Below are 16,433 nucleotides of genomic sequence, written 5' to 3' on the forward strand. Positions count from 1 at the left end.
GCCCCGGACGCCCGGCCCGCGGCCGGTCCGGCGCGGGATACCGGGAGCGGTCAGCCGGGCGTGCGGGCCATCCGGTCCACCACGGCCGCCACGTTGGACAGCGCGTCCCCACAGGTGACGGCGGGACCGAAGCGCCGCGACCTCCCGGCGCCGATGACCGCGAGCCTGAAGGCGTCCGCCGAGCCGTTCCCGAACAGCATCGAGGTCATCATGCCGAACTCAGGGCTGGATCTCAGAAGAACGAGCTCCTTCCAGGTCGCCGTGCGGTGCACGAAGTGATCCACGCGCAGCCATCGGAGCGCGAGATCGAGGCGGCGGGAGGACAGCACCCGCCCTTTCATCCCCTCCTCCGTCTCGCCGAGCCGGCACGAGAGCGGCCCGATCGGCAGGTCCATGAGAACGGCGGTGTCCAGGTCGCGGACATAGCAGCGCAGGTAGGCGGCCGACAGGAACAGCGCCAGCAGGCTCCCGGCGTCCCCCGGCACCGGCGCGGGCAGCGTCCTGGCGACGAAGCGGGCGACGAACGCCTGCCCCTCCAGCCGGTCGGGCGACTTCGCCAGGATGTTCGCGACCCTGCCGTGCGGGCGACGCCATGCGCGCGCCATCGCGTGCACGACGCCGGTCAGGTCGCCTCCTGGGGCCAGCGCCCGCACCCACAGCTCGGTGATGCCGGCGGCCGTCGGTCTGCCGAAGCGCGGGTACCACATGGGCTCCGGCGCCGAACGCAGCCGGGGCGGCGGCGCCGAGTACGGATTGCGCTCGTCGTGGCGGTACTCGCGGGCCTTGAGGTCGCGGTAGGCGGTCAGCTCCGGCGTGGGCGAGGTGTGCCGGACCAGTCCTTCGCGGACCAGCGGCGCCATCCGCTCCAGGAACACCGCGAACCATGGCAGTTCGAACATGTACGAGGAGGGGAAGATGAGGTAGGCGTCGGTCAGCAGGACGGCCAGGCGCGTCGTGCGCAGTGCCTGTTCGAGGATGCGCCCGGTGTCGTGCCCGGTGGCGTCCCGGCCCTGGCAGGCCAGGATCTCCGGGTTGACGTAGTGCATGAACAGCGACCGTTCCCGCCGGTAGACACCCCTTTCACCCCCTTCGCGGCCCTCGTACATCGTCCCGTCGTACGTCGTCCCGACCCCGTCGTACGTCGTCCCGCGTTGGCCGGATGCCGCCCCGCGGCCGTCGCGCGCGGCGCGCCCGGGGGCACGGGAGACCCCCGGCCGCGCCGGCGCGAGGGCCCCGGACGGTCCCGGCTGTTCGCGCACGACGGTCACGTGCAGGTCGCGTCCGGCCGTGTACGCGTCGCGCCGGGCCGCCACCCGCTGGACGCGGTCACCGTTCATCGTCGTCCGCGCCCGGGGGCACGTTCTGGTCGCGGCCGGCGGTGTAGGCGTCCCGCCCGGCGGTGATCCGCTGCACCACGGTGAAGGAGTCGCGCCCGGCGAGGTGCAGGTCGCGCACGAGGTCCTGAACCTCGGGGGCGGCCTCCCCGTGCTCGGCCAGGAAGTCCGCGAGCAGGCCCGCCCAGCGGCGGCCCTCCTCTTCGGCGACCGGCGCGAGGACCACGGGGGACTCCCGCAGGCGCCGTTCGCTGCTCTCGAGCTCGCGCACCAGGTCGGGGGCGCGGGCGGCGGCGTGGTGGCCGAAGATCTTCCCCAGGCGCGCCTTGGTCGCCTCCCAGGTGTCACGGGTCATGGCCTGGACCAGAGCCGCTCCCGCGGCGGCGGCGAGGCCGGCCAGGGCGGGATCCATCGCTTGAACTCCTCTGCGTGCGACGCGTTCCCCACTGGACGGCTGATGCCAGGCCAGTATGCAGCGCCCCGCGGAGTTTTTCCACGCATCGTGGCATTTCGCATGAATGTTTACTGAGTAAGGAACCGACAATCATGTCAACGACGAGTTATGGACATCGGTCGGCCCTGGCGAGGGCGGCGGGAGTGTTTCCGTGGACGGCGTCGAACCCCAGGTGGGGACCCGTTCCGCTGGGTCGCCGGGCCGTCGGACGCTATATCTCGATCGACGGGCGCCAATCGCCGAGGTGCGTGCGGACGGTCCGTTCGGCGGCCTGCGCGGGCGTCAGCTGGGGCCGTTTCTCCGGGACGGGAATCGCGGCGCCAGGGCCGAAATTGCGATATTCGGCGAAGCGCGCGTCCTGCCAGTGATAGCCGGAGCTCATGTCCACATAGGGGGTGGCCGGATCGATGCCGGGCCCGATCCGGGTCTCGCGGACGGTCAGCATCGGAACGGCGGTCGGGTCGCTGCCGGGCCGCCAGGGGCGGGCCAGGCCGTAGGAGGCGTCGGGGACCGCGCCGTTGATCGCGCACCTGGCCGCGAGGAACCCGTGCGGGTTCGCTGCGGCCGTGCTGGGCGCGAAGACGTACCCGTAGGGCCGGAACGTCACCTCCCGGGGCAGGATCTCCAGCGCGCACCGGTCGAAGACGGCGGTGGCCCGGCCGAAGACGAAGTCGACGTCGCCCTCGATGTGGCAGTGGCGGTAGTACTGCCGGGCGAAGGCGGCCAGGCCGACGGTGTCGGCGTACAGGGTGTCCTGGTGGCCGAGGAAGCGGCACCCGTCGAACACCGACCGGTCGCCCATGACCTTCGCCGCCACCGCCTGCGTCGCCGTGACCTCCGGGTGGTCGGCGCGCAGCCAGTCGTTGGCGAAGGTGAGGCGCAGCGCCGTGAACCCGTCGGCCTGGACCGTGGTCGTGGCGCTCCCGCTGGTGCCGTAGGTGCCTCCGTCCGGCTTGGGGGTGCCGGAGGCGTTGCCGTACACGATCGTGACGTCGCGGGGGTCGCCGGTGGCGCCGACGAAGGCGAGGCCGGTCTTGGCCCGGGCCACCGTCACCGTCTCCCGGTAGGTCCCCGCGGCGATGACCAGAGTCCAGCCGCGCTCGGGGCCGTCCGGGGTCGCGTCGACGGCGGCCTGGACGGTGGTGTGGTCGCCCCGCCCCTGCGCGTCCACGTACAGGGTGCGCTCGTGCAGCCGGTGGGCCGGGGAGCCATGGCGCCCGAACGGACGGGTGCGCGCGCCCGAGGCGGCCGCGTCGTTCGTGGCCGAGCCCTGAGTGGTCGGGTCCTGGACGTCTGGGGCCTCGGTGTCCGGGTCGGATGTGCCGGCGAGGGCGGCCGCCGGGGCGAGCAGGACGCCGGCGGCGACGGCCATGCCGCCGGCCAGCACCTGACGCCGCGCGAAGGACCCTGGGGATGACGACATGGCCTCTCCTCGTACACACATGTGAACGGCTTCCATGTATGAGAACACCTGAAAGCTAAGGAGCCACCATGGCCCTGTCAATACCGGCGCACACCCCGGCGAAGCCGTCACGGAGCTCAACGGCTACCCGTAAGATCCTTTACAGATCCTCGGCCTGTCATGAGCCGAGTTGATCGTCGATCGGGGGATTCGCATGCTCACGCGCAGAGACACGCTACGGCTGCTCACGGGGGCCGCCACGGTGGGAGCCGCGTCGCGGGCGCTGCCGGCCGTCGCCGGGACGAGCGGCGGGGCCGCCGCCCAGGTGTGGAAGGTCACCGGTAAGAGCGCCTCAAGCCTGGCGTCCTTCGACAACACGCTCAAGGCGTTCATGCAGGCGCGCGGCATCCCGCACGCCTCGCTCGCCGTCGTGCGCAAGGGCAGGCTCGTGCTGGCCCGCGGCTACAACTGGACCGAGAACACCACCTTCCTCGCCCAGCCGACCTCGCTGTTCCGCGTCGCCAGCCTCAGCAAGCCGGTCACGTCGGCCGCCGTGATGAAGCTCGTGCAGGACGGCAAGCTGAGCCTGACCGCGAAGGTCGCGCCGCTGCTCGGGCTGAGCACCGCCGCCGACGCCCGGCTCGCGAGCGTCACCGTGCTTCACCTGCTGCAGCATCTTGGCGGCTGGGACCGCGCCGTCACCCCCGACCCGATGTTCGCCGACCGCGCCGTCGCCGCGGCGGTCGGCGGGACGCTGCCCGTCACCCAGGCACAGATCATCAAGTACGTGAGCGGACGCCGGATGGACTTCGCCCCGGGCACGAAGTACGCCTACTCCAACTACGGGTACCTGCTCCTGCAGAAGGTCATCGAGAAGGTCTCCGGGCAGGCGTACGCCACCTACGTGCAGCAGAAGATCCTCGCGCCGATCAAGATCGGCCGGATGGTGCTCGGCAGGTCGGCGAAGTCCCTGCGGCGCTCCACCGAGGTGCCGTACTTCTCCACCAAGCCCGGCTCGACGGTGCTGGACACCACCGGCGCGCTCGTCCAGGCCCCGTACGGCGGCTTCAACCTGGAGAACATGGCCGGCCACGGCGGCTGGCTCTCCTCGGCCGTCGACCTGGCCAGGTTCACCCGCCTCTACGACGCCGCCGGGGTGCTCACCTCGGCCTCCATCACCAAGACGTTCGCCAAGCCCGCCACCGGCGTCAACGCCGACGGCTGGTACTACGGGCTCGGCTGGATGGTGCGCCCGGTCACCGGCGGCACCGGCAGGAACACCTGGCACGACGGATCGCTCCCCGGCACCTCCACCCTCATGGTGCGCAGGAACGACGGCCTGAGCTGGGTCGTGCTCTTCGACCAGCGCGACGACCCTTCCGGCCTCGGGTACGGAGACATCGACGCCCTGCTGCACAAGGCCGCCAACGCCGTGACCACCTGGCCCACCACCGACCTGTTCCCTGCCTACTCCCTCTGACTCTCTCTCACTCCCTCTGACGGCCGTGCCGGCTGACGGCGGGTTCATGCTTGGTGCGGGCCGGCGCCGGCCGGGGCCTCAGACGCTGAGGCGGTGGTGGGTCAGGAGGGCGGGGAGAGGAGTGCCGAGGGCCCATTCGGCGAGGTCGCCGCGGTCGACCATGGCCAGGGCCGCGGCCTGGCCCTCGCGAAGGGCGGGCGGGGTGAACCCACTGGAGGTGACCAGGACGCCGGTGTGACCGGCGAAGGTGTGGGCGAGAGCGCCGAGGAACTCGCGGACGTGCGGAGCGCCGAGATTGCCGGTCCAGCGTTTGCACTGCACGGCGAACGGGCGGCCGTCCGGGGCGGTGGCCAGGATGTCCACCCCGCCGTCCCCGGCCTTGCCCACCACGCGGACCTTGCGGAAGCCGTCGCGCCGCAGCAGCTCGGCCACCAGGTGCTCGAACCGCTCGCCGCTCATGCGGTCGATGGCCTCCAGGCGGGCGTTGGCCTGGAGGTAGTGGTCGCGATGGCGGCGCGCCCGGCGGGCCGCCAGGAAGGCCACCCCCAGCAGGACGGCCCCGGCGGCGAGGGTGGCGATCAGCAGCCCCGGCCACGACGCCCGGACGAACTTCACCGTCGCGTTGACCAGGGGGACCGCCGCCACCAGCCCCGCGACCGCCCACATGATGCCCTCACCGCCGGAGCCGCGTCCGCCGCGCCGGGCGGGCCGTCGTCGCGCCATCGGGAACCTCCTCGGAAGTCAGGTGGTCTCACCGACGAGTGTGAACGCCGCCACCGACAATTCCGGGCCCGCTCAACGGCGCGGGCGGGCGGTCATTGGGTGGCGGCGGTGCGCAGGGCCTGGAACTGGGCCAGCAGTGCCCGGTCGCCGGACAGGCGGACGGCGTCGCCGCCGCCGCGGTTCCACAGCCACAGCAGCAGCGGCTCGGCCTCGCCGCTCACCAGGGCGTCGCCGTCGAAGCCGGTGGCGGCGTCCCGCACTTCCACCTCGCCCGGGACGGCCCGCAGGATCCAGGCATGGTGGCCGGTGGCGACCGACAGCGGCCGGGAGTCGGGCGCGTCGAGCAGCGTGCCGAACTCGTCCTTCCAGCGGGTGCTCCCGTACCCCACGAAGAGCTTCAGCACCTCGTCCACTCCGTCGAAGGCCAGGTCGCCGGCGATGGGGGAGAGGCCGCCCCCGGCGGCGAGCTCGGCGTCGACGCGGTGGATGACGGTCTCCTGGGTCATGCGGCGGATCCAGAACCCGACCGTCTGGTCGGGCTCGTGCCAGGTGGCCGCCGGGTCGGCGGGCGTGTGCTCCGCGAAGATGGTGGTCAGCCGCTCGTAGTACCTGTCGAGCGCGGTGACCGGGTCCGCGGGGATGGCTTCGGGCCAGTCGTCGGGGAACGCGCCGAGCCGGATGCACTCGACCTTGTGCAGATAGACCTTGGCGACATGCTCCACCAGATCGGCAACGGTCCAGTCGGGGCAGGACGGCACGGGGGCCTTGGGGTCGGTGGCGACGACGGCGGCACGCAGGAGCGAGAAGTTCTCCGCGAGATGCTGGAGAAGACGGGAGGATTCCATGCCCCCATCGAACCAGCCCACCGGACTTCCGCGCTCACCCATTTCCCCGCCCCTCCCGACTCGGCGGATCAGAGAGGTCCTTCCTGCCCACTCGTGGGTCAGGGAGGACCTGCCTTCCGATCGGTGGGTCAGGGAGGTTCCTTCGCCCGGTCGGTGGGTCAGGGACGTGCCTGCCGTTCGTCGTGGGCGCGGATGAGGAACTTGGGGACGACCATGCGCCAGGCGTCGGTGACCAGCTCGCGCATCTCGTCGTGGCCGAGGGCCGACAGCCGGGCGCGGACCCATTGGTAGCGCTCGTCGGACGGCAGGGGCATGAGGAACTTCTCCGGCTCGGAGGCGACCAGGGCGGCGCGCTCCTCCTTCGGGAACCCGAACCCCATCAGCGTCTCGTCGGGGGAGATCGAGGCGTAGACGATGCCCCGCACCCGGAACTTCACGTGGTCGCGGACCAGCGCCTCCTCGGTGCGGGCGAGCGACATCGCCACCCGCCGCACGTCCTCGACCGTGATCGTCCGCTCGTCTTCAGTGGTCACGGTCGGCACGGTAACCGCCCCCACCGACATTCCGCCGGGGCGCCCAGAACTGCCGGCCGATGACCTGCGGGGGTCCGGGCCGAACGCCTGGCGGTCAGCAGAAAAGACCTCGCCGGGCCGATCGGCCGGCCCGGCGAGGGTGGTGCCCGAGGATCTCCGTAGTGGGATCAGGTACGGGTCCAGCGCTGGTTGGCGCCGCCGTTGCAGTCCCAGATGGCGAGCTTGGTGCCGTTTGCGGTGGCGTTGTTCGGCACGTCCAGGCACCTGTTGGCGCCGACGGCGGTGATGGTGCCGTCGGAGTTGAACCGCCACTTCTGGTTGTTCTGCCCGTTGCAGTCCCAGATGATCACGGTGGAGCCGTTGGCCGTGCCGCCGCCGTTCACGTCCAGGCACTTGTTGCCGTACACCCGCAGCTCACTCGCGCTGGTCGTGGTCCACTGCTGGTTGGCCTGCCCGTTGCAGTCGGAGATCTGCGCCTGCGCGCCGTTGGCCTGCGAGCCGCCGGTCACGTCCACGCACCGGCCCGATCCGACGCCACGGATGGCGCCCGCGCCACCTGCGGTGGGAGTGGGGGTCGGGGTCGGGGTCGGGGAGACCGTGGGCGAGGGAGAGGGCGACGGGCCGCCGGACTGGAACTGCGTGAAGAACTTCCACACCTCTGCCGGGGTCCAGCTCTTCCAGCCGCCGCAGGTGCACCCGTCGATCGGACCCGGGTCGTGGCCTCCGTCGAACGCCGCCCAGGCGACCGGATACCCGGCCCGGCACCCCGAGTAGTAGGTGACCACGTGCGTCAGGCTGCCCTGCGCCGGCTCGGGCGGGTTCTGCGCGGTGCAGCCGTTGTTCCTGACGAAGGTGTCCCGCAGCGACCGTCCCGTGGCGATGGACAGCGTGCCGTCGCGGAGTCCGTGGACACCTATGTACGCGACGGGCTGGGTGCCGCCGCTGCACCCGCTGAGCTGTCCGCCGGAGTAGACCGCGACCGCGCGGAAGACCGTCGGCCGGGCGCAGGCCAGCGCGTACGTCATCGAGCCGCCGTAGCTGAACCCCGCGGAGAAGACCTGCGAGGTGTCGACGCACAGGCCGGCCTCGATCTGGCTCAGCATGTTGTCGACGAAGGTCACGTCCTGGCCGCCGGAGTTGCCCCAGCCGTTGCCGATGCCCTGCGGCGCGACGAAGATCGTGCTGTTGTTCGCGGCGTCCGCCAGTCGCCTCAGGCCGTAGTACGACCAGTTGTACCCGTCGGTTCCGCCGGAGTCGACGTCGTTGGCCGTGCCGCCCACCCAGTGGAACCCGAAGATCAACCGGTACTGGCGGTTGTTGTCGTAGGAGGGCGGGACCCGCAGGATGTAGCTGCGGTTCTGGCCGCCGCTGCTGATCGTGTGCGAGCCGCTCGCCAGCGTGGGGGCCTTGCCGCATCCGCTGGTCGGCGCGGCCGCGGCCGACGCGCTCTCGCGGATGCTGCTGAGCGCCGCCTGGCCCGTGGCCAGGACCAGCAGTGCCGCGACGGCGACCGCCCCGAAGATGGATCTGTGTCTCAACATGGGACGGTCCCCTCGGCGAGGGATGGGGGAGAGAAAATCATCATTTCTCCTTGATCAAGGGGTGAGACATCGGCCGGCAGGCATGGCCGGCCGTTGATCCGGCACGTTCCGGGTGAACGCGGCGGCGCCGGATCCCGGCGGAAGGGGATGCGTCCCGGGGCCCTCTCCGCGGCCGGACCGCGTTTCGAGGGTCGAGCGTCCGGAGCGTGTCGAACCGTTTCGCATTCTCTTCGCGCTGGTGTGAGGTGACGCACAGCGGAGCACATCCGACGGTGACGGGACCTGTCAACGACGCCCCGTCTCGTCGCGATGCGCTCCTCACTTGTCTCCTGCCTTGACCAGGTAAGACGTATGACCACATTTGACACATGTAGTGAAATTTTCACCGGAACGGTTCGCGCGTTCGATGACGTGGCGCCAGGCCATTTCCGCCTGCCCCGGCCGGGCACGGGCGCTGCCGGCATGGGCGCTCGAATCAGATCGGTTCCTCGTCGGACGGGCACCTGCTCGGCCGGTGCCAGGCAGGGACGGAGATGGGGCGCCGTGGTCAGGTCGTCCGGGCCGGCGCGGGCTCGATGACCGCGACGACGCGCTCCTCGTCTCGCGGGTACGGCCGCCCGATGTACTTGTCGGCCAGCCGGTCGACGACCGTCCAGGCCGCGTCGCCCTCCAGCCACTCGACGACGCGGCCGCGGATGATGACCGGCCGGAACGGGTCGTCCGGCGGCGTCAGGGAGAGCGCGACCCGCGGGTCGCGGCGAAGGTTCCGGGCCTTGCGGGAGCCCGGGCCGGTCATGATCACGACGTGGTCGCCGTGCGTGCCGACCCAGAGAGGAACGGAGTGGGGCGCGCCGTCGGGCAGGACGCTGGCGAGGTGGGCGATCGAGGTGCCGTCGAGCACGCGGCGCACTTCGGGGTCGAGCATCGTGGTCATCTCCTGGCGGGGGTCATGGGCGGGCTGGTGGCCGTGGTCGCCGGTGGGCGACGTGAGGTTGCCGGTGGCGAGGGTCATCGCTCGATCGCGTAGTGCAGGTGGGTGACCCCGGGCGCCGGGACGGCCTGGATGAGGCGGAGCCGCACGTGCTCGGGCAGCGCCTGGAAGAAGGGCCGGCCGCCGCCGAGCAGGACCGGCACCTGGTGGAGGACCACCTCGTCGACGAGCCCCGCCTTCAACGCCGCGGTCACGACCCCGCCGCCCATGAGGAAGACGTCCCGGCCGCCGGCGGCCGCAAGGGCCGCGGCGACCGCGTCCTCGATGCCGGTCGTGACCAGGGTCTGCCGCTCGGTCATCTCCGGCGCCGGCCGGTGGCTGAGGATGAACGGCCGGGCCGTCGGGTGGGGTCCGCCGCCTCCGAAGTGGTCGGAGTCCTCGTAGGTGTTGCGGCCCGCCACGAGCGCGCCGACGCGCCCGGCGAGGGCGTCGAACAGGCGCGCGCTGGGCCTGCTCAGCTTGAACCCCTCGAACACCTGGCTGGGGGTGTCGCCGTCGAAGTACCAGTCGAAGAGCATCGTCCCGTCGCCCAGGCCGCGCCCCGCGCCCGGCTCGCGACCGGTGATGTACCCGTCGACCGACACCGCGTGGGCGCTGATGACCTTGCTCATCCGCGTGATCCTTCCTGGAGTTCCTTGAAGAGACTCCATGACCGTAGCAGGCGACGTTCCCTAAGGGAACCCTGATTGCTATGCTGATTCCATGCAGCGCACGGACTTCAGCAGAATGGCGTGCTCGATCGCGCGCACGCTCGACGTCATCGGAGAGCCCTGGTCGCCGCTGGTGCTGCGTGACATCTGGGTCGGCCTCACCCGGTTCGAGCAGCTCCAGGCCGACCTCGGAATCTCACGCAAGGTCCTCACCGAGCGGCTGAACCACCTGGTCGAGCATGGAGTGATCGAGCGCCGTCCCTACGACCGGCGACCCCGCTACGAGTACGTCCTGACCCAGAAGGGCACCGAGCTGGTGGACCTGCTCATGGTCATGACCGGCTGGGGAGACAAATGGCTCGCCGGCGAGGCCGGCCCGCCGGTGCTCTACCGCCACCACGCCTGCGGCGAGGTCAGCGCGGTCGACCTGCGCTGCACCCACTGCGGCGAACCGATGCACGCCCCCGACGTCGACCCCCTCCCAGGCCCCGGCGCAGCCACGTGACCCTGTTCGGCAGCGATCAGTCGTGGGTGGGTGGGTGGGCGCGGCATCGGTCGCCGGCGGCGGGGGCGAGGGGTGGGGTTCGCCTCCTCGCCGCCGGACCCGTTCGTCAGGAGGTGGTGCGGGTGAGGAGGAGGGCGACGTCGTCGTACTGGCGGGGGAGGGCGGCGATGATGGATTCGCAGGTGGACTCGAGGGTGGGGCCGGGGGAGGCGAGGGCGTGCCGGAGGGTGGCGATGCCGGTGTCGATGTCCTGCTCGCGGCTTTCGACCAGGCCGTCGGTGTAGAGGGCCAGGGTGCTGCCGGGCGGCATCGGCACCTCGGTGGTGGTGAAGGCGCGGGCGAAGGCGGGGTCGCCGAGGCCGAGCGCCAGCCCCGCCGGGAGGTCGAGCACGGACGCCGTGCCGTCGGGGCTCACCAGGATGGGCGGCGGGTGCCCGGCGCAGGCGAGCGAGCAGGTGTGGGTGGCGAGGTCGACGATGGCGTACAGGCACGTCGCGCACTGGATGGCATCCATGTCCTCGGCCATGTGGTCCAGCCGGCGCAGCACCGCGTCCGGGGGCTGGTCGGTGCCGGCGAGGGCGCGGACGGCGGCGCGCAGCTGCCCCATCGCGCCGGCGGCCACGGCGCCGTGCCCCATGGCGTCCCCGACGACTAGGGCGATGCGGGTGTCCGACAACGGGATGACGTCGTACCAGTCGCCGCCCGCCCGCATGGCGCTCGCCGGGAGGTAGCGGTGGGCGACCTCCAGGCCGGGCGGTGCGGTGAGCGTGCGCGGCGCGAGGTTGTCCTGCAGGGCCTGCGCGGTGCGCCGCTCGCGGGTGTAGAGCCGGGCGTTGTCGATGGAGATGGCCGCCCGGACGGCGAGGTCTTCGGCGAGCGCCTTGTCGTGCTCGTCGAAGCGGCTGCGGTCGGGGAAGCGCGACAGGGCGATGAAGCCGAGGACCATGCCCCGGGCGGTCAGCGGCACGGTGAGGAAGGAGGACATCTCGAGGTAGCGCAGGGCGGGTTCGCCGAGGACGCCGATGATGCGGTCGAGGTAGTCGATCTCCAGGTCGGCCGCCGAGGAGAACACCGGCGCGTTCGCCGTCATGCACCGGGAGGCCGGATGGCGGGCGCTGTAGCCGACGACCTCGTCGACGGGGAAGGCGGCGTGCCACTTGACCTCGTCGGTCTGGCGGGCGCCGAGCTTGAGGGCCAGGCGGCGGACGCGCATCGACCCGTCGGGGGCGCGCTCGGGGTGTTCCTCGTCTCTGAGCAGGCCCTCGATGACGTACAGGGTGGCGGTGTCGGCGACGCGCGGCACGGCGAACGCCGTGAAATCCTCGGCGGCCTGCCGGGGGTCGAGGGTGGCGCTCATGTGGGTGCTCAGCTCGTCGAGGAGGGCGAGGCGCTCGCGGGCCGAGGCGTCGGCGCCGTCGTGCCGGGGCGGGGAGGCGTCCACGGCGGTGACCATGACCGCGCCCCAGGGACCGGGATGGGCCAGCGGCTCCCAGGTGAAGACGACGTCGTGGACGCGGCCGTCGGCGCATTCGGCGGACAGCACGTCGCACCAGCGCACGCCCGACGCGACCTGCCGCAGCGCCCGATGGACGGTCTCGCGGCGGGTGCCGCGCAACAGCAGGTCGCAGATGTCGTGGCCCATGGCCGTTTCGGGCGGGCGCCCGAACAGGCGCACCGCCCCTCCGCCCCACTGAGTAACGCGCCCGTCGGCGTCGAGCAGTATGGCGGCGCAGCCGGCCAGGTGCCGCACGCTCGGGCGCGGCCGGCGGACCTCGTCCGCAGGTGCCTCTGTTCTCGTCGCAGGCGCCATCGGACCCCCTGGGAAACGAATGGGACATCGTGCCCGGCGCCGCGAGGAGGTGCGTCGACTCCTCCCCGTGCGGGTCTGCGGCTACCGTGAGTAAATTAGCACCTACCCTTGGTTTCCTTTCGCGAGAACTCCTCAAGCGATGGTCTGTGGCCTCGCCGGGACGACGGCGCGACAGCACGGCGCGGTCATCGTGGAACCAGCTCTGGACCGGGTGATCGTCCGCTGTGTGACCTGGTGATCAGCCATGAAGCGACGGTTGACGGCGGGTGAGGTCGCATGTCCGGCGGGCCGAGTGGCCGTTATCACACCGCGCCACGGGAATTGTGTTACCGCGTAGGAGGGTTGGGCCCACCGTGACGCTTGCCCTGCCTTTGACCTGGCCCATGCCGGAGGCCGACGGTTCCATGCGCGCGCGTCGCTGTTCGGGCTGAAGCGGCAGCCCCGCCCGTCGTCCCTTTTCTCCTGGTAACAACCATCTTCTATTCAGGATATAACCTACCTGTGATACATGTTTCTGGCCTGCGCAAGGTCTACGGCAACGGCGTCGTCGCCCTCGACGGGGTCGATCTCGACGTCCGCGAGGGTGAGATCTTCGGCGTGCTCGGACAGAGCGGGGCCGGGAAGAGCACCTTGCTGCGGTGTGTCAACCTGCTCGAACGCCCGACCGCCGGCACCGTCACGGTCGCCGGCCAGGAGCTGACCACACTCGGGCAGGCCGAACTGCGCCGCGCCAGACAGGGCATCGGCATGATCCACCAGCACTTCGCCCTGCTGTCGTCCCGCACGGTGGCGGGGAACGTCGCTTTTCCCCTGGAGGTCGCCGGGCTGCCCCGGGCTCGGCGCGCGGCGCGCGTGCGCGAGCTGCTGGAGCTGGTCGGGCTGGAGGGAAAGGCCTCGGCCTATCCGGCGCAGCTCTCCGGGGGTCAGAAGCAGCGGGTCGGCATCGCCCGCGCCCTCGCCGCCGGGCCGAAGGTGCTGCTCTCCGACGAGGCCACCAGCGCGCTGGACCCCGGCACCACGCAGTCCATCCTCGCCCTGCTCAAGCGGCTCAACGCCGAGCTGGGCCTGACCATCTTGCTGATCACCCACGAGATGCACGTCATCAAGGGCGTCTGCGACTCGGTGGCGATCATGCGGGACGGCCGCGTGGCGGAGGCCGGCACCCTGGCCGAGCTCGTCGCCCGTCCCGGGTCGCTGCTCACCCGCGAGATCTTCCCGCTCCCCGAGCCCGCCCCGCCCGGCACCGTGACCCTCACCTTCGCGGGACGGGCGGATGAGCCGGTGATGTCCGCCCTGGTACGCGGGTTCGACGTGGACGTCAACGTCCTGGGCGGCTCGCTGGAGGACCTCGGCGGGCGGCCCGTCGGACGACTTCGCGTCCGGCTCGAAGGCGGCGACCACGCCGGCGCCCTCGGCCACCTGCGCGAACGCGGCGTGATCGTCGAGGAGGCCCGGTGAACGCCGACGAGCTGCTGCCCGCGCTGACGCAGGCGACCGGCGAGACGGTCCAGATGGTGTTCTGGTCGGCACTGCTGACGCTGTTGCTCGGCCTGCCGCTGGGCGTGTTCCTGGTCACCACCGACCGCGGTGGCCTCACGCCCGTCCCGGCGGTCAAGGCCGTTCTCGGTGGGATCGTCAACATCGGGCGGTCGCTGCCGTTCATCGTGCTGATGGTGGCGATCCTGCCTTTCACCCGGCTGGTCACCGGCACCACGATCGGGACGGTCGCCGCCATCGTCCCCCTGACGCTCGGAGCCGTGCCGTTCTACGCCCGGCTGGTCGAGACCGGGCTTCGCGGAGTCGAGCGCGAGGTGATCGAGGCCGCCGTGGCCATGGGCGCCGGCCGCCTACGCGTGGTCGGCCGCGTCATGCTGCCCGAGGCGCTGCCCGGGCTGGTCGCCGGGCTGACCGTGACGATCGTGGCGCTGATCGGCTACTCGGCGATGGCCGGGGCGATCGGCGGCGGAGGGCTCGGCGACCTCGCCATCAGGTACGGCTATCAGCGCTTCGACACGACCGTGATGATCATCACGGTCGTGCTGCTCGTGGTGGTCGTTCAGCTGATCCAGAGCCTCGGCGACTTCATGGCCCGCCGGCTGTCCCACAGATGAGACCCACAGACGAGACCCACAGTTGAACGCACGCAAGGAGATGTTCGAATGCGTAAGTTGATCGGCTCCGTGGCCGCCGCCGTGCTCGCGTTGACGCTGGCGGCGTGCGGCGCGTCCGCCGGGTCCGGCGGATCCGGCGGGTCGCAGTCGGCCGCGGCGAAGGACGCCGTGCTGAAGATCGGCGTCAGCCCGGTGCCGCACGCGGAGATTCTGAAGTTCGTCAAGGACAAGCTGGCCCCCGCCGCCGGTCTCAAGCTGGACATCGTCGAGTTCACCGACTACGTGCAGCCGAACGTCCAGCTGCAGGAAGGCCGGCTGGACGGCAACTATTTCCAGCATCGGCCCTACCTGGCGGACTTCCTCAAGTCCAAGGGCGGCGACGAGCTGACCTTCGTCCAGGCGGTCCATCTGGAGCCGCTCGGCCTGTACTCGCGGAAGGTCAAGACCGCCGGCGAGCTGGCCTCCGGGGCGACCATCGCGGTACCGAACGACGCCACCAACCTCGGCCGCGGGCTGAAGCTGCTGGAGGACAACGGCCTGATCAAGCTCAAGCCGGGCGTCGGAACCGCGGCCACCGAGCGTGACGTGGCGGACAACCCCAAGAAGTTGCAGTTCAAGCCGCTGGAAGCGGCCCAGTTGCCGCGCTCGCTGGAGGACGTGGACGCGGCCGTGATCAACGGGAACTACGCGCTGGAGGCTGGCCTCAAGCCGGCCGCCGACGCCCTGGTCCTGGAGAAGGCCGAGAACAACCCCTACGCCAACGGCCTGGTCGTCCTCAAGGGCCACGAGAACGACCCGCAGGTCAAGAAGCTGGCACAGCTCCTGGCCGGGCCCGAGGTCAAGAAGTTCATCGAGGACACCTACCAGGGCTCGGTCACCTCCTCCACGACCTGACCCCCGTCCCATGGCACCGCGCCCCGGACGAGATCGCGCGCACCGAGCTGTATGCCGGCAAGGCCAAGGCCGTGGCAGCGGCGCAACAGGCCGGGCTGATCGACGACACCATCGACCCGGCCTACCTGATATTCCTGGTCATCGCTGTCGAGCTACTGGTCCGCAGCACCGCAGATCGCCCGGATGCTGTCCGGCGGCGACGCGCAGGACAGCGCCGAAGCCGCCCGGTGTCACCCTCGTCGATCCCGGCATGATCGACGCCCCCTTCTGGCACGGCGACCCCCGCCCAAGGCAGATGCCTGAGCACATCGCCGCAGGCCAGAGCTATATTCCTTGGTTTTAGGCCAGGAGGCCAGGGACCCCCTCAGGCCGAGCGGCGGCTGGCGTTGTCGGGCCGGTGGTGGTCGCGGCTCTGCCGGAGTTCGGTGTTGATGCGCAGAGCTTCTGCGAGTTGGTCTTCCAGGATGATGATGCGGCAGGCGGCGTCCAGGGCGGTGCCCTGGTCGAGGAGTTCGCGGGCGCGGGCGGCCAGGCGGAGCTGGTAGCGGGAGTAGCGGCGGTGGCCGCCTTCAGAGCGCTGCGGCTCGATCAGTTTGGCGGCGCCCAGGTTGCGCAGGAACGCCGGGGTGACGCCGAGCATCTCCGCGGCCCGGCCCATGCTGTAGGCGGGGTAGTCCTCATCGTCGAACCGGTGAGCGGGGGTGTCGCCCGGCGTGGCGGGGAGCCCATCGGCGCTGCCCGCGGTGTCGGCCCCAGGGGCCGGTTCAGCCTTGTCGGCGCTGGCGCGGAGCCTGGGCTGCGCGCGGACGGCCGACGTTACCAGTGCTTGGTCCATACAACCTTCCTGACGACCTTCCCGAAATGCCAACAGGGGCCCCGGCGCCATGATGCGCCGGGGCCCACGAGGTTCAACACCATCTACCGGCCCGGAGGCCGATCTGTCTCTTCCGCATTGGCCGCCCGATGGGGGCGGGGATGCGGGGATCGCGTATGCGTGACCGTAGACCACCTTCCAATCCGTGGGACTGCGGTACCCGTGCGGCGAAAATCAGCCGGCGACGGGCGATCCTGATGGCGTTCAACACTCCTTCGCTCTTTGCTGGCGTTACTTCCTTGAACTCATGCATCACTACATACCGCAGCTGCGCCGCCCACGGCCG

17 protein-coding genes are annotated in these 16,433 nt (G+C 71.1%); 6 read left to right on the plus strand and 11 right to left on the minus strand.

Annotated elements, in window-relative coordinates; all coding sequences use genetic code 11:
• Positions 1-50: 50 nt before the first annotated feature.
• The 3 genes from ABZT47_RS14855 to ABZT47_RS14865 all read right to left on the minus strand — a co-directional run bounded on the left by ABZT47_RS14855 (position 51) and on the right by ABZT47_RS14865 (position 3,211).
• Positions 51-1,337 carry a hypothetical protein gene (locus ABZT47_RS14855; protein WP_354841025.1) on the minus strand — a complete coding sequence of 429 codons (1,287 nt, stop codon included), beginning with the start codon at positions 1,335-1,337 and terminating at the stop codon, positions 51-53.
• On the minus strand, positions 1,327-1,746 hold the full coding sequence (locus tag ABZT47_RS14860; RefSeq protein ID WP_354841028.1) for a hypothetical protein: 420 nt from the start codon (positions 1,744-1,746) through the stop codon (positions 1,327-1,329). Before ABZT47_RS14860 ends, ABZT47_RS14855 begins: the two co-directional genes overlap by 11 nt.
• A gap of 253 nt (positions 1,747-1,999) precedes the next feature.
• A complete protein-coding gene (locus ABZT47_RS14865; protein ID WP_354841030.1) occupies positions 2,000-3,211 on the minus strand; it encodes a pectinesterase family protein in 1,212 nt (403 codons plus the stop codon).
• A 193-nt stretch (positions 3,212-3,404) separates the two neighbouring features.
• On the opposite strand from ABZT47_RS14865, the gene ABZT47_RS14870 reads away from it, so the two are divergent.
• On the plus strand, positions 3,405-4,670 hold the full coding sequence (locus ABZT47_RS14870; RefSeq protein ID WP_354841033.1) for a serine hydrolase domain-containing protein: 1,266 nt from the start codon (positions 3,405-3,407) through the stop codon (positions 4,668-4,670).
• A gap of 78 nt (positions 4,671-4,748) precedes the next feature.
• Here the strand turns inward: ABZT47_RS14870 and ABZT47_RS14875 are convergent, their stop codons facing one another.
• The 6 genes from ABZT47_RS14875 to ABZT47_RS14900 form a co-directional block, all read right to left on the minus strand.
• Positions 4,749-5,393, minus strand: a complete 645-nt coding sequence (locus ABZT47_RS14875) for a restriction endonuclease (RefSeq protein WP_354841036.1) — start codon at positions 5,391-5,393, stop codon at positions 4,749-4,751.
• A gap of 92 nt (positions 5,394-5,485) precedes the next feature.
• Complete coding sequence (locus ABZT47_RS14880; protein ID WP_354841039.1) at positions 5,486-6,238, minus strand: maleylpyruvate isomerase family mycothiol-dependent enzyme; 753 nt, start codon at positions 6,236-6,238, stop codon at positions 5,486-5,488.
• Between the two features lie 158 nt (positions 6,239-6,396).
• Positions 6,397-6,771, minus strand: coding sequence for an MmcQ/YjbR family DNA-binding protein (locus ABZT47_RS14885; protein WP_354841041.1), 375 nt, complete (start codon positions 6,769-6,771; stop codon positions 6,397-6,399).
• A 167-nt stretch (positions 6,772-6,938) separates the two neighbouring features.
• Positions 6,939-8,312, minus strand: coding sequence for a lectin (locus ABZT47_RS14890; protein ID WP_354841044.1), 1,374 nt, complete (start codon positions 8,310-8,312; stop codon positions 6,939-6,941).
• A gap of 547 nt (positions 8,313-8,859) precedes the next feature.
• Positions 8,860-9,324 (minus strand): PPOX class F420-dependent oxidoreductase, encoded by a 465-nt coding sequence (locus ABZT47_RS14895; RefSeq protein ID WP_354841047.1) that lies wholly within the window; start codon positions 9,322-9,324, stop codon positions 8,860-8,862.
• On the minus strand, positions 9,321-9,914 hold the full coding sequence (locus ABZT47_RS14900) for a dihydrofolate reductase family protein (protein ID WP_354841050.1): 594 nt from the start codon (positions 9,912-9,914) through the stop codon (positions 9,321-9,323). Before ABZT47_RS14900 ends, ABZT47_RS14895 begins: the two co-directional genes overlap by 4 nt.
• A 91-nt stretch (positions 9,915-10,005) precedes the next feature.
• On the opposite strand from ABZT47_RS14900, the gene ABZT47_RS14905 reads away from it, so the two are divergent.
• Positions 10,006-10,458, plus strand: a complete 453-nt coding sequence (locus ABZT47_RS14905; RefSeq protein ID WP_354841053.1) for a helix-turn-helix domain-containing protein — start codon at positions 10,006-10,008, stop codon at positions 10,456-10,458.
• A gap of 106 nt (positions 10,459-10,564) precedes the next feature.
• Here ABZT47_RS14905 and ABZT47_RS14910 read toward each other — a convergent pair whose 3' ends face one another.
• Complete coding sequence (locus ABZT47_RS14910; RefSeq protein ID WP_354841056.1) at positions 10,565-12,268, minus strand: SpoIIE family protein phosphatase; 1,704 nt, start codon at positions 12,266-12,268, stop codon at positions 10,565-10,567.
• Between the two features lie 501 nt (positions 12,269-12,769).
• Here ABZT47_RS14910 and ABZT47_RS14915 point away from each other — a divergent pair.
• Genes ABZT47_RS14915 through ABZT47_RS14930 form a run of 4 tightly spaced genes read left to right on the plus strand, consistent with a single transcriptional unit; the run spans position 12,770 to position 15,527 of the window.
• Positions 12,770-13,726, plus strand: coding sequence for an ATP-binding cassette domain-containing protein (locus ABZT47_RS14915; protein WP_354841059.1), 957 nt, complete (start codon positions 12,770-12,772; stop codon positions 13,724-13,726).
• 53 nt (positions 13,727-13,779) lie between these two features.
• Complete coding sequence (locus tag ABZT47_RS14920; RefSeq protein ID WP_354841475.1) at positions 13,780-14,379, plus strand: methionine ABC transporter permease; 600 nt, start codon at positions 13,780-13,782, stop codon at positions 14,377-14,379.
• Between the two features lie 48 nt (positions 14,380-14,427).
• Positions 14,428-15,273: a MetQ/NlpA family ABC transporter substrate-binding protein gene (locus tag ABZT47_RS14925; RefSeq protein ID WP_354841062.1), complete on the plus strand. Its 846-nt coding sequence runs from the start codon at positions 14,428-14,430 to the stop codon at positions 15,271-15,273.
• 32 nt (positions 15,274-15,305) lie between these two features.
• On the plus strand, positions 15,306-15,527 hold the full coding sequence (locus ABZT47_RS14930) for a hypothetical protein (protein WP_354841478.1): 222 nt from the start codon (positions 15,306-15,308) through the stop codon (positions 15,525-15,527).
• Between the two features lie 110 nt (positions 15,528-15,637).
• Here ABZT47_RS14930 and ABZT47_RS14935 read toward each other — a convergent pair whose 3' ends face one another.
• Positions 15,638-15,931 (minus strand): MerR family transcriptional regulator, encoded by a 294-nt coding sequence (locus ABZT47_RS14935; protein WP_354841481.1) that lies wholly within the window; start codon positions 15,929-15,931, stop codon positions 15,638-15,640.
• Positions 15,932-16,433 lie beyond the last annotated feature (502 nt).

This window comes from Sphaerisporangium sp. NPDC005289 (assembly GCF_040607455.1).
Lineage (GTDB): Bacteria > Actinomycetota > Actinomycetes > Streptosporangiales > Streptosporangiaceae > Sphaerisporangium > Sphaerisporangium rhizosphaerae.